The organism is Streptomyces sp. CB02400, from assembly GCF_001905725.1.
Taxonomy (GTDB): Bacteria; Actinomycetota; Actinomycetes; order Streptomycetales; family Streptomycetaceae; genus Streptomyces; species Streptomyces atrovirens.
Genome location: NZ_LIWB01000007.1, coordinates 1 through 12,364 on the forward strand (window position 1 = coordinate 1; position 12,364 = coordinate 12,364).

7 protein-coding genes and 4 pseudogenes are annotated in these 12,364 nt (G+C 73.1%); 3 read left to right on the forward strand and 8 right to left on the reverse strand.

Annotated features, from left to right (window positions below):
* Positions 1-639 precede the first annotated feature (639 nt).
* On the reverse strand, positions 640-1,983 hold the full coding sequence (locus tag AMK33_RS18165; protein ID WP_073934177.1) for an MFS transporter: 1,344 nt from the start codon (positions 1,981-1,983) through the stop codon (positions 640-642).
* A 389-nt stretch (positions 1,984-2,372) separates the two neighbouring features.
* On the opposite strand from AMK33_RS18165, the pseudogene AMK33_RS43825 reads away from it, so the two are divergent.
* Positions 2,373-2,901, forward strand: a pseudogene (locus AMK33_RS43825) (transposase); the annotation flags it as partial.
* A gap of 124 nt (positions 2,902-3,025) precedes the next feature.
* Here the strand turns inward: AMK33_RS43825 and AMK33_RS18175 are convergent.
* The 4 genes from AMK33_RS18175 to AMK33_RS18190 all read right to left on the reverse strand — a co-directional run bounded on the left by AMK33_RS18175 (position 3,026) and on the right by AMK33_RS18190 (position 10,378).
* Positions 3,026-4,900, reverse strand: a complete 1,875-nt coding sequence (locus tag AMK33_RS18175; RefSeq protein ID WP_073933891.1) for a CATRA conflict system CASPASE/TPR repeat-associated protein — start codon at positions 4,898-4,900, stop codon at positions 3,026-3,028.
* A complete protein-coding gene (locus tag AMK33_RS18180; RefSeq protein ID WP_073933892.1) occupies positions 4,897-5,226 on the reverse strand; it encodes a CATRA system-associated protein in 330 nt (109 codons plus the stop codon). The genes AMK33_RS18175 and AMK33_RS18180 overlap by 4 nt, the downstream gene beginning before the upstream one ends.
* Before the next feature lie 65 nt (positions 5,227-5,291).
* On the reverse strand, positions 5,292-9,566 hold the full coding sequence (locus AMK33_RS18185) for a CHAT domain-containing protein (protein WP_073933893.1): 4,275 nt from the start codon (positions 9,564-9,566) through the stop codon (positions 5,292-5,294).
* Positions 9,563-10,378, reverse strand: a complete 816-nt coding sequence (locus AMK33_RS18190) for a 5'-methylthioadenosine/S-adenosylhomocysteine nucleosidase family protein (protein WP_073933894.1) — start codon at positions 10,376-10,378, stop codon at positions 9,563-9,565. Before AMK33_RS18190 ends, AMK33_RS18185 begins: the two co-directional genes overlap by 4 nt.
* Positions 10,379-10,548: 170 nt before the next feature.
* Here AMK33_RS18190 and AMK33_RS45180 point away from each other — a divergent pair.
* A pseudogene (locus AMK33_RS45180) lies at positions 10,549-10,992 on the forward strand (CHAT domain-containing protein); the annotation flags it as partial.
* Positions 10,993-11,090: 98 nt separating this feature from the next.
* On the opposite strand, the pseudogene AMK33_RS44910 reads toward AMK33_RS45180, so the two are convergent.
* Positions 11,091-11,240: pseudogene (locus AMK33_RS44910) on the reverse strand (IS5 family transposase); the annotation flags it as partial.
* Between AMK33_RS44910 and AMK33_RS41480 the strand changes: the two are divergent.
* Positions 11,235-11,360, forward strand: a pseudogene (locus AMK33_RS41480) (IS5/IS1182 family transposase); the annotation flags it as partial. The pseudogenes AMK33_RS44910 and AMK33_RS41480 overlap by 6 nt on opposite strands.
* Positions 11,361-11,427: 67 nt before the next feature.
* Here AMK33_RS41480 and AMK33_RS18210 read toward each other — a convergent pair.
* Together AMK33_RS18210 and AMK33_RS42450 are read right to left on the reverse strand one after the other, a co-directional pair.
* The gene (locus tag AMK33_RS18210; protein ID WP_073933896.1) at positions 11,428-11,856 is read right to left on the reverse strand and encodes a VOC family protein; all 429 of its coding nucleotides are present in this window, start codon (positions 11,854-11,856) and stop codon (positions 11,428-11,430) included.
* A 354-nt stretch (positions 11,857-12,210) separates the two neighbouring features.
* Positions 12,211-12,363, reverse strand: coding sequence for a hypothetical protein (locus AMK33_RS42450; RefSeq protein ID WP_158075127.1), 153 nt, complete (start codon positions 12,361-12,363; stop codon positions 12,211-12,213).
* Between the last annotated feature and the right edge of the window lies 1 nt (position 12,364).

The following is a 12,364-nucleotide window of genomic DNA, read 5'->3' on the forward strand; positions in this document are numbered from 1 at the left end:
GCAGCAGGTCAGGACTCGCCGCGGCGAGGTTCTCCTCGGCGAGGGCATGCAGGGGCAGACTGTCGGGTGCGGTCATCGTGCTGATCTCCTTCGAGCTTCGACACCTCGAAGATCAGCCGGTGGCCGTTCTCATATCCGGGCCCTCACTCCGACGCCAGGCCAAACGCCCGGATCAGGTGGGAACCCGTACACCACTTCCCAGGACGCAACCCTCGCCGGGCTGGTACCAGAACGCAGGGAGGGGGCTCCCAGAAGGCGGGGACCTGACCTTCCTGGCCAGAGCGCTCCAGGCTGCCACTGTCCATGAGTGAGGTGTTCGCGTCGAACGGTCAGGCCGCGTGGAGCCAGTCTCGGTAAACGTGAGTGAGGTCGTCGTCTCGACGGATCCCGCGTTCGGGGGCGGAGATGGTGGCCGGCCAGACCTCGAAGCGACGGGCGGCCGCGGGACCGATGACAGCCCAGCGGATGAACGACCTGGCGGCGCTGGATCAGCACGTGGAACTGCTCCCGCAGAGGAGCGGTGACGGAGGAAGACAGGACGAGCACGTGACCTTCTGCTTGGCCGGTGGTGATCGTGGACCTGTCGTCTCCGGGGTTGTGCCCGTCCGGACCGCCGGACGGGCACAACCCTGCCCAAGATCACCCGAGTGTTTCCTCCGTCACCGCGGCGGGCACGGAGATGCGCCAGGCGACGCACCCGGCCGCGGCGAGCCCGGTGACGGCCAGGAAGCTACTGGCGAGGAACGGGTCGGCGCCGTCCAGGGTGGGAGCGAACCCGATGCCGACGTAGAGCGTGATCCCGGTGGAACCGCCCAGTTGGTCGGCGGCTCGCTGGACGCCGGAGGCGATGCCGGCGTCCTCCTCCGTCACGCCGGTCACCGCGACGTACTGCAGCCCGACGATCCCGAACCCCATCCCGGCCGCGATGAGCGTCATGGCCGGAATCATCGCCCAACCGGTGATCCCGAGGGAGGAGACCAGAGCGATGGCGGCCATCGCCAGCACGGTGAAGCCGATCCCGGCCAGGACACAGGCCCGGACACCCCACCGTCCGAGCAGCCGGGGAACCAGCACCGAGGCCGCGATCAGGGACACCGCCAGGGGCAGCATCGTCAGACCGGCCCGGAGCGGGCCGGCGCCCCACCGGTCCTGCAGGTAGTAGGCGAACAGCAGGAACGAGGTGGACAGCGCCGCGCTCAGCAGAGCGGTGGCGAGGTTGGCCAGGACGCGCGGCCGGTTGCGGAAGAACCGCAGCGGCACGAGCGGGTTCCGTGAACGGCGCTCGACCCCGATGAACAGGGCTCCGGCTGCCACCGCCCCGATCAGCGCCACCGGTGGCAGCCACGGCAACGGGCTGTCCGCCTCTCCTGCCTCGATGACGCCGAGGGTGAACAGCAGCGGAGCCGCGACCAGCAGGAGCGAACCGGGAAGGTCCAGCGGTGTGGGTCCGGCGGGCCGTTCACTCGGCACGAGAACGGCCACAGCGGCGAGCACGGCCAGGATGAACGGCACGGACACCAGGAAGATCCACCGCCAGCCGAGCAGCTCGGTGATGATTCCGGAGACCACGAACCCGAGGACGAGGCCACAGCTCGCGACGGCCGCCCACACGCTCAGCGCCCGCGACCTGCGCGGCCCCTCGGGGAACATGAGCACGATCACCGCCATCGCCGCCGGAAGCGCGATCGCCTCTCCGGCACCCTGCAGCAGCCGGGCCGTCACCAGCACGGCGAAGGACGGCGCGAGCCCGGCCAGCAAGGACGCGGCACCGAAGAGCGTCGTGCCGAGCAGGAGGATGCGGCGCCTGCCGAGCACGTCACCAAGTCGGCCACCGAGCATCAGCAGCCCGCCGCCGGTGATCGTGTACCCGACCACGACCCACGTCAGTGCGTGACCGTCGACCCCGAAGTCGGCGCCGATCGAGGGCAGGGCGACGTTGACCACGGTCACATCAACCGCAATGAAGAACTGCAGCATGGCCATGCAGCACAGCACCAACCACGCACGCACCGGGGACGATCCGTCCCCGCGCGAAGAGAGAATGCCTGAGAACACCGAATGCTCCGTTGCCCAGAAGAAGTTCCGAGCAGCACGAACGTGCCGCTCCGGTCCAACCACGGAGCGACGGAACGTCCAACAGAAGTGAGATGAACGCCCCGCCGCTAGCGGAGCGTCCTCGTCACCGCGGCACAAGCCGCGCACGAAGCACCAGACATGTCGCCGATGGTACCGGAGCCGACGGCAAGTGATCCCTCGACGTCACTCCGCCGCGGACCTACCAGCCGCCCCCGCACCACACCCACACCCAGCCCCTGTCCCCCGTCACACCCGGCCGAGCCGACGCCGAAGCCGGTGGAGACGCTGAGAGCATCACCGGCTTCCCAGGCCTGGGCGAACTCACCGGAGCCCGCGTCCTGGCCGAGATCGGCGACGACCGGTCCCGGTTCGTCGACGGCCGGGCGCTCAGGGCATACGCCGGCTCGGCCCCCGTCACCAGAGCTTCTGGCAAGAGCTCGATCGTCCACCACCGCAAGGTGAAGAACCAGCGACCGGCCGCAGCCGGCTACCTCGCCGCCTGCGCAGGACTCACCCCGGCCATCCGGAACTCGGGCTCGTCGATCCGCGGCGAACAGCCCTCCAGGAGGGGAAACAAACAGATCAAACAGGCCTGCCTCCTTCTTTCTTTCCGTGTTCGCCGCCCTGAGCGACCCGGCATCGCGGGTCTGCTGCGACAAGAAGACCGCCCTGAACAAGCACCACACAGGCCTTGCGCTGCCCCGCCGCACACCGGGCGGTCACGCTCGTCGACCGGGTCGATCACGACCGGGTGACCACGGAAGTCGCACGGCCGCACGGCCTCACCAGCCGACCCCCGAACAGACACGTCAACACTCACGGTAGCCACACTGCCGGACCCCGCCCGGCACCGATCCGACCCCCTTGACCAAAGACGCAGGGACTCCCTCCCCACCGCGTCGGTCGTGGAAGCCGTCGCAGTTCTGGGACCGGGCGTCCGGTTCGTGCGCTACGCCGAGAGGTGAGCCCGGGCGTCGTCCGGCGGCGGAGTACGCGGGATGAGAGCGAGAAGGTCGAACGCGAACGCGGCGGCGTGAAGGCTCGCGCGCGGGTCCTCGGCGGTCTCGCCCACCCGGTGTGTCACCCCGTGCAGGGTCAGTACGTCGAGCCGTGAGTTCAGGTAGGCGCCGTGCAGGAATCCGTGCCCCTCGGTATCGACGAGCAGGGCCTCGCTCGCGTCCCGGGCCAGCAGCGCGGCCGTCTGGGAACGGTCGTCGCCGACGGTCGTGGGGCCGGTGGCCACCAGCCCGACCAGGGCACGCGGGGCGCCCTGGTCCGGCGACCGGCCGTCCCACCGGTCGCCTCGGGCGAGATGGCGGGCGTACTGGAGCATCCGGTGCGTGACCCGGTGCGCCCTGCCTCCCGGCAGCGGCCCTTGCGCCGTTTCCTTGACCGTCTGGTAGTCGAGGACGCAGTCGGCGACGACCACGTCACCGGGCCGGGCCTCGCCCAGGCCGCCGCCGAGCCCCACGAAGACGACGGCCTCGGGTGCGAAGGCGCTGCCCGCCCGGTCCGCCGCCAGCCCCGCCGACGCCATGCCGGGCTCCATGTGCACGAGAGCCACCTGCCAGGTGCCCATGTGCGTGGTCAGCACGCCGGTTTCGTACAGCGTGCCGCGCACCTCCCGCAGTTCGAAGGGCTCGTGGAGGGCGTCGCGCAGGGCGCGGTAGACGTCACCCGACGAGGTGAGGACCACGGCCTTGCGGCAGCCCCGGTCCGCGGTCGCGGCGGGCGTCCTCTCCAGCCGGCCCGGCTCCGCGGCCGCGAGTATCTCGCGCACCGGGGACAGAGCCGCGTCCAGCGTCGAGATCTCCTGCCGCAGCCGCTCCGTCAGCCAGTCCGCGAGCCGTCTGTCGTCCGCCAGGGGGCCTGCGCCGTCCGGCATCCAGCGCAACGCCGCGCGGAGGTTGGCGGTGATCTCGCCGTTGGCTTTGCACATGCGCCGCAGGCGCGCACGTCGGTGGGCGGCGGACTCGTCGAGCCGCCTGAGCCGGTCGACGAGTTCCCCGCGCGGACTCGCCCCGCGGACCAGGGCGTCCAGAGCGGTGTCCGTGCTGTCCCGCAGGTGGCGCTCCGTCCGGCCGTCGTCGAAGTGGCGCAGGTGGTGGCGGACCTTGGCGGCGTGCAGCAGGTGCCGGGTCAACGGAGCCGGCCGGCCGTCGCGGAAGGTGGTCCAGGTGATCCCGTCGGCCCGCGACTCATGGGCGGCGGCCACAGTCAGTGCGAGCCGTCGCAGCGGGCGGCCGTCGGCGAGTACCGGACCCGGCTCCCAGACCAGCAGCGCGCCGAGGTCGGTCGTCGTGGCGAGGGGAACGGAGCTGGTGCGGCCCGGCCTCCAGCAGCCGATCGCGCTCGGCCCGGGGAAGTGGCCGCGGACGAGCGCCGACGTCTGCGCGCCGGCGTCATGGACGGACAGGAACAGCCGCGCCTCCCCGAGCGCTTCGGGAACACCGCCGAGTTCCTCTCTGCACCGTTCGAGTCCGGCCCAGACGCGGCCGCACGGCTCGTCGGTCCTCGGTGCCATCATCAGCGTGAGCAGCAGCACGTCGTGTGCCGCCCACACGAGCGCCTGCCGGACCCCGTCGCCCGTCCGCTCGATCGCGGCGACACCGCCCGAGCCGGCGACGGGGGCCGGAATGCCGTCCGGCAACCCAGTGGGCAGGCCGAGAGCTGGGACGGGACGGTCGTAGCCGAGCCGGTCGACGATCCGGCACCACAGGGTGCGCAGCCCCTGCCAGGCCGGCTCGGCGTCGGGACCGGACGCGGGGACGAAGACGTGCGTCAGCAGCGCCGGGGCGCCGAGACCCCCGGCCGGCTCCGTCAACTGCCGTCCGCGTAAGCGGTGTCGATCCGGTGGATGAGTTCGTTGCCGACGTCGCGGCGAGCGGCCGACGCCTCCACCTCCGGGTCGTCCTCCTCGTCCGCGTCAGGCTCCTCACCCTGCTTCCGCGAGACCCGGAAGGCCATCTCGTCCAGGTCGAGCACGGCTTCGCGCAGCGCGCTCTCGTTCCCGTCGTCCAGCGCCGCCGACAGCCGCGCCACGGCATCGTCGTACGACACCCAGTCGGACACGGTGAGACGCGTGCGGAGCGTCATGCTCACCGCCTCCCTGGCCTCCTCGACCAGTGCGGGGTCGATCCCCTGGTTCACTGCTTTCCCTCCTTCATCGTGCTCGGTCCGTCCCTTTCGCCCGTCGGGGCACCCGCCGGTGCTCCTCAGGCTCCCATGTGGATGTGCGCCGCCCATACCTCCGGGAACCCCTCCCAGCGGTCCCGCAGTCGGTGGGTCGCCCGGTGCAGGGCATGCGGTGCGCCTGCCGCGCCACCGGTGCCGACGGTGTCGTACACCTCGGTGGCGACCCGCAGCGCGTGCCGGTCGGCGACCCGCCAGAGAGTGGAGACGACGTGCGAGAAACCGGCGAGCTGGAACGCCGCCGCGAGATGGATCGCCTCGTCCGGCAACGCCGTCCCCCGGCGCGCTGTCGCGCAGGCCGACAGGTAGGCGAACTCCGCGCGGTCGAGACGGAGCCGGACGATCTCCGCCACGGTGAGCGGGGCCGCGCGGTGGTCGTGGACGAGGAGCCGGCTGTCGGAGGGTGCCGCCAGGTCTCCGTACGCGTGGCAGGCGAGGTGGACCCAGTCGAACGACGGCAGGTCGGCGAGGAGACGGTCCCGGGTCGCCTCCGCGCCCTCCAGGACGGTGACCTCAGCGGTCGTGCGGGTGCGCAGCAGGTCCGTCTCGGCCACGGCGCCGGGCAGGTCCCGGGCGCCCGGGGTACGGGGCATGGCCACCCCGAGCGCCCGGGCCGGGGCCGCGTCGTCGCGCTCCGGCCGGGGGCGGCGAGCATGCCGCAGGGCACGCAGATTCGGGGTGTACGAGGACACGACCCGGTCGAGCACGGTGCGCGGGTCGGCGTCACCGCGGGTGCCGTGGTGGCCGGCGGCGTGCAGGGGCAGCAGTGACAGCGGGCCCGTCGGACACCACCACAACCGCTCCGGGGCGTGCTCGAAGCGGTCCAGCACCGGGCCGGTGACCCGGTCCCAGAGCCATCCCAGGGTCGCCTCGAACGACGCGCGCTCCTCCCGCCGGCGAGCGTGGTCGGGCCGGGGCCGCCCGGGGTCGACGTAGGTGAGGACCGTGTCCAGCCGGCGCTGCACGGCGTCCGGTGTCACCCCGGGCAGCGGCACCACGTCGATGCCGTCCGGGTTGAGGACCAGGGCGTCGGACCGCAGATCGCTGACGGTCAGTACGACGACGGGGCCGTGCGCCGCCGTGGCGAGGAGTTCCGCGGCGGTGGGCGGCAGTTGGAAGCGCTGGAAGCCCGGGAGGGCACGGATCCGGGCGAGGACGTCGGTGAGTGCCGTGGCCGCCTCGCGCCGCGCGTCGGTTCGCCGCCCGGCGGCTTCCGGCGGTTCCGGGCGCGACGGGCCCGGCGGCGGCGCCGCGTCCAGCGCGGCACGGAGGTCCTCGAACCGCTTCGCCAGCCGCGGGGCGGCCCGTCGCAGGCCGGTGACGTCCAGCCGGGCGTCGAGCAGACGGCTCGTCAGGACGTCGACCGACTGCTCCCAGAAGGTCAGGGCGTCCTTGGTCCGGCCGGCGCGCAGGCAGCTCGCGGCCGCGTCCGAGCCCAGGCCGACCAGGCCGCGCAGCGCCTGTTCCGTGTCGGCCCGGGTGTGGCCGGGAGGCGCGACCAGGCCGACCAGTCCGACGGCGGTCGCGTGGGCGTCGGCCGCGGGTTCCCAGCGATCGCCGCGGGCGGCGGCCGCCGCCCACTGCCGGGCCGCCGCCAGTCTCACGGTCGGAGGTCCGGCCGGGACCAGCGCGGCCCGCCGGTCGAGCTCCTCGACGGCCCGCAGATCCTCGGCCGAACCGGTCCGCAGGTGCCGGGTCCACCGGGCGGCGGCCAGGTTGACCAGGTACAGCGGAGCGTCGGGATGGTCCTCGGGCACGGCGTCCACGGCCTGGCGGCACGCGTGGACGCCTTCGTCCAGGTACGCGGGCGTACCGTCGTGTTCGAAGCGGGCGAGCAGCGCGAGACCGAGGTTGGACCAGTGGCCGGCCCGGCCCGGATGGTCTGCGGCCATCCCGTCCAGCGCCTGCCGCAGGTACCGGAGGGCTTCGTCGCCGTCGGTGGAGTCGGCGGGGCCGGCCGGATCGGTGGTGGCGTCGGCCGTGGCACCCTGTTCGGACTGTTCAGCCGCATCAGCCGTCTCGGCCGCATCGGCCGCATCGGCCGCATCGGCCGTCTCGGCCGTCTCGGCCGAGGTGCCGATGGCGACGGTGGGGTCGACGGTCCCGCTGCCGGCGGCAGCCGTGATGCGGATGCCGCCTGCGGCGTGTTCGTGGCGGGTGAGCAGCGCCAGGCCGAGGGTGGACCAGCGCACGGCCCGGTCCGGGTGGTCCGGCGCGGTACGGGCGACCGAGGCCCGGGCGGCGTCCACCGCGTCGTCGAGGTCCGCGGGGCGTCCGGCGGTTTCGTAGCGGGTGAGCAGCGCCGAGGCGAGGTTCATCGACACGGCCGCCTGTTCGGTGTGGTCGGCGGGGAGCACGGTGAGCGCGGCACGCAGGTGGCCGACCGCTTCCGTGAGGTCGTCGAGCATGCCGGTGTGCCGGAACCGCCCGACGAGCGCTGCCCCCAGGTTGCTGAGCAGGCCGGCCCGGTCGGTGTGGCCGGGTTGCAGGGTCGCGAGCGCGGCCCGCGAGGCGTCGACCGCCTCGTCGGCGCTGCGCAGGTCACCGTTGAGTTCGGTGCGGGTGCGCAGCACGCTGCCCAGGTTCGCCTGGTGCAGGGCGAGGTCCGGGTGACCGGCGGGCAGCGCGGCGACGACGGCGCGGGCCGTCCGTACGGCCTCGGCGAGATCGTCGTCCGAACCGGTGCGGATCGCCCGCGTCTCCAGGGCCAGGGCGAGCGTCGACTGCCGCTTCGGCCGGCCGGCGTCCCCCCGCGCGGTGTCCGCGACCGCCTGCCTGGCGTCTGCCACGGCCCGGTCGAGATCGGCCAGGTCGCCGGTCTCCCCGGCCCGCAGCCGCAGTACGTCGGCACGGTGGGAAAGGTGCCGGGCCCGGTCCGGATGGTCCTCGGGTGTGGCGGCGAGCGCCTCGGTCAGGCAGCGGTCGGCCGTGTCCAGGTCGGCGCGCCGTCCCGTGCGCTCGTAACGGCCGCGCAGGGCGGCGGCCAGTTCGGAGAGTGCTTCGGCGCGTCGGGCGTCCGGCTCCGTCGCCGCCTCCACCGCGCGCCGCAGGACGTCGACGGCGCGGTCGGCGTCCCGGCGGTCTCCCGTGTGCTCCGCGCGCCGATGATGGGCGCGGCCGAGCTGGATGAGGCTCGTGCGGCTCAGGTGCGGGCCGTCGACGGCGTTCTCCAGCCGGCCCACGGCCTGGTCGAGGAGGTCGCGGCGACCGGTCCGCACGCCCTGTTCGAGGAGGGACGCGCCGAGAACGCCGAGCGCGATGCGGTGATCGGGCGAGCCGGGCGCGGCGGCCTCGACGGCCTGCCGTGCGGCGGACAGCGCCGCGTGCAGGTCGTCGGCCGAGTGCCCGCGGCGGTACCGGGTCAGCAGGCTGCCGCCGAGGGTGGCCAGGTAGGAGGCGCGGTCCGTCGAGTCGACGGCGGGCAGAGCGGCGACGGACCGTTCGTGGGCGTCGACCGCTGCGTCGAGGTCCGTGGCGCGGCCCGTGTGCCGGTACCCGGCCAGCAGGGCGTTGCCGAGGTGGTGGAGAGCGGCGGCGGGTTCGTCGTCCGTGGCGTCCGCCGCGTCAGGGCCGGGGTCGGCGCGGCGTGCCAGGGCGATCGCCTCGCGCAGGTCGGCCGGGTTGCCGCTCTCTTCGAACCGGGCCCGCAGCGCGGCACTCAGCCCGGTGCGCCTGGACCGCGCGGACGGGTCGTCCGGGACGGTGAGGGCGAGGGCCTGGTGGGCGCTGTCGACGGCCTGGTCGAGGGCGGCCGCGTCGCCGAGGAGTCGGTGCCGCAGCCGCAGCGCGCCGCTGAGGTTGGCCAGGTGGGGTGCTCGCTCAGGATGCTCTGCGGGCAGGGCGTCCAGGGTCTCCCGCAGCGCCTCGACCGCTTCGTCCAGGACGGCGGTGTCCTCCGTCGCCACGGCGTACGCCAGCAGCCGCGCGCTCTGGCTGCCGGTGAACAGCGCATGGTCGTCGAGGAGTTCGGGATACTCGTCGAAGTACTCCGCGAGGGGCCGCGGCACCAGTTCGGGCCGTCCCCGGTACCAGGGCCGGAACAGGGCCAGGGCCCGGCACAGGTCGAGCTGGTCATGGCCGTCCGGCAGGTGCAGGTACCGGCCCAGGTGCACCAGGCCGGCGGTGCGGGTCACGGCGGCGTCGCGGGTGACATCGGGGCTCGCACCGATCAGTGCGCGCACGAGGCCCGGTGTGTCCTCGTCGAGCAGGGCCGCGGGGTCGCCGGTGTCCGCGCAGCGGTCCACACGGGTCCCGAGTTCGGCCAGGAGGACCGTGCGCCGGGAGGTGCCCCCGGTCACTGCCGGCGTCCCGCCGACCGCAGTACGTCGAGCAACTCGAAGGCGAAGGCCGCGGCGTGCCGTGCGGCACGGGGCTGTTCGGCGCGGTCGTTCTCTTCGCCCTTGTCGTCCAGCAAGTCCGAGACGCCGCGCACGACGAGCGCGTCGGCCCGGGGGTTGAGGTAGGCCCCGTGCAGGAAACCGTAGCCCTCCATCTCGACCGCCACCGCGTCACCGCAGTGCGCGCGCAGCAGCTCCGCGGTCCTGGAGCGGTCGTGGCCGACGACCTTGCCGCCCGCGGCGATCGGTGCGACCCGGGAGCGCGGCGGCGTCCCCTCGGGCGGGGCGGGGCGGACACGGGCCTGCCACTGTTCCCGGCGCGCAGTGGCCCGCGCGTACTGGAGCAGGCGGTGCGAGGACGACTTGGTCTTGATCCGCGGGACGAACCCGTCCTCGGTGTCCTTGCCCCGCTCGTAGTCGTAGACGGAGTCGGCTGCCACGACGTCCCCCAGCGCGACGTCCTTGACGCCCCCCGCGATGCCGACGAACAGCACCACGTCGGGCCCGAAAACCCGTACGGCCCGGTCCACTTCGATGCCGGCGCTGGTGTTGCCCTGCCCGGCCTCGACCAGCGGCACGGTCCAGGGACCGTGGTCTCCGTCGAAGGTGCCGATCTCGTACACCGTGCCGTCGGCCTCGTGCAACGGGCGGCGGCCGGGTGCGAAGTGCTCGGCGACCGCACGGCTCTCCACACCGAGGGCCGTGACCACCACCGCGACGGGCCCGGTGGACCCGGCGGGCGGGTGGGGAGCGAAGACGTCGCTTCGTGTCATGGCACGAGGGTGGCAGAAGTACCGCCCGCTCCGCACCACTTGAAGATACTTCGCCGGTCTTGGTTCACTTGCCGCCTGCTCGTCGGGCCCTCGCCGAGCCGCCCGCCGGAGCGGTGGAGGCCCGGCTCGTGTCGGGAGGGTCGGTGTCCGGTGACGACGACCTCGAGGAGATGGTCCGCCGCATCGCGGACGATCCCGTCGCGCTGCGCTCCCGGGATGCGCTCGCCGCCGTGGAGTCCCCGGTCACCGCGGTCGACCTGGCCGTCGTGCCGGTGCCACGGCCGGCGGAGGCGGCCCGGCTGTGCGCCCGCCGCCCCGTCCACCAGCCGCCTGCTGGTGCACAACCACCCCGACCGGCCGCTCACCGTCGCCGATGTGATCGCGCTCGATCTCACCGGGGCCGACCTGGCCTTCGTGTCCGCCTGCGAGACCGCACGCACCGGACCGACGCTCGTCGACGAGTCCATTCACCTCGGTTCGGCGTCCAGATCGCCGGGTTCCGGCAGGTGGTGGCCACCCTCTGGCCGGTGAGCGACCGGCACGCGGGCCGCCTCGCCCGCACGGTGTACCGGGCCGTCGCACACGCCGTGGTACCGGGGGCGATGCACGAGGCGGTACGACGCCGGCGCGACATCTGGCCCGACCTCCCCCCGCTGCGGGCGGTCCATGTGCACTCGGGAGCCCGAGTGGCGCGGCGACGGCCCGGCCGGGGCACGCCGGCGGCGGTCACCCAGCCGGCCGGGAGCAGTCCGAGGACGTCGGCACCGAGGTGGCACTCGCGGCCTGCGATTTCCTTGCCCGCGTCGATCCCCTGGTCGGCCGCGTGCACGTTCGCGGAGGTCTGGATGCTCTGCACGTCGAGCACGTTCTCGCACGGACGAAAGCCTGGAAGATCCTTCGCGACTGCCGTCTGAAAGGCGGTCGCGTTCACACCGCGATGCCCGGCATCGCCCGTCTGCACAGCCTCGCCCTCACGGAGTGACTCCCGCTCGGTACAGGGCCGGAGAGGTCAAAGGAAGGTGGTCCCCACCTCTCCGGCTCGAGAACGCTCAGTCAAGACAGAACTCGTTGCCCTCGATGTCCTGCATCGGGATGCACGCATCGTCGCCGTCATACAGCGTCCGCACGTGTACCGCGCCGAGCGGGACCAGTCGTGCGCATTCGGCCTCGAGTGCGGCGAGGCGCTCTTCACCCACGAGTCCGGTGGCGACCCGCACATCAAGATGCACCCGGTTCTTGGCAGCCTTCCCTTCGGGGACGCGCTGGAAATACAGTCGTGGGCCCGCACCTGTGGGGTCAATGCAGGCGAACCATGAATCCCGCTGCTCAGGTGGCTGCGACTGCTTGAAATCGTCCCACGTGGCAAACCCCTCCGGCGGCGGCGGTACGACGTACCCCAACACCTCGCACCAGAAACGAGCGAGGCGCTCAGGCTCTGCGCAGTCAAAGGTGACTTGGAACTTCCTGATCGCTGGCATCGGCGCACCGTACCAGGGAGGACTCTGCCGCTCCGCCCGTTTTCAGGTGGGCCGACCTGCTCCAAGGCGTCCTCCCCGAAGGTCTGGCGCTGGAGGGCCTACGCCAGGACCGGGTCCTCGACGAAACGTTCGAGACCGCCGTTCCCCTCGAGCTCACGCGCCTGTTCGGCATCGCCGAGCAGACGGCCATGCGCCACGTCGCCGCGGCCCACCCGGAACGAACAGCCGAACTGCCGCGGTGAGCGTCGTCTCCGGCTCGGGCCGGATCCGGCCAGGCACACAGGGCGTCCAGCAGTTGCGCCGGCGGAACCCTCGGGCGGGTGCACGCCCTCGTCGTACGACCGGCCATCGTCGTCAGTCGTCCAGCACCGCCAGGGCGTCGACCTCCACGAGCAGTCCCGGCGGGAGCTGCCCGGAGACCTGCAGGACGGGGCCCTTGCGGATGCCTTGGGACAGCGGGGCTGCGGGGGCGGGTGCGTTCTCGGTGGTGATGACGGTTCCGGTCATG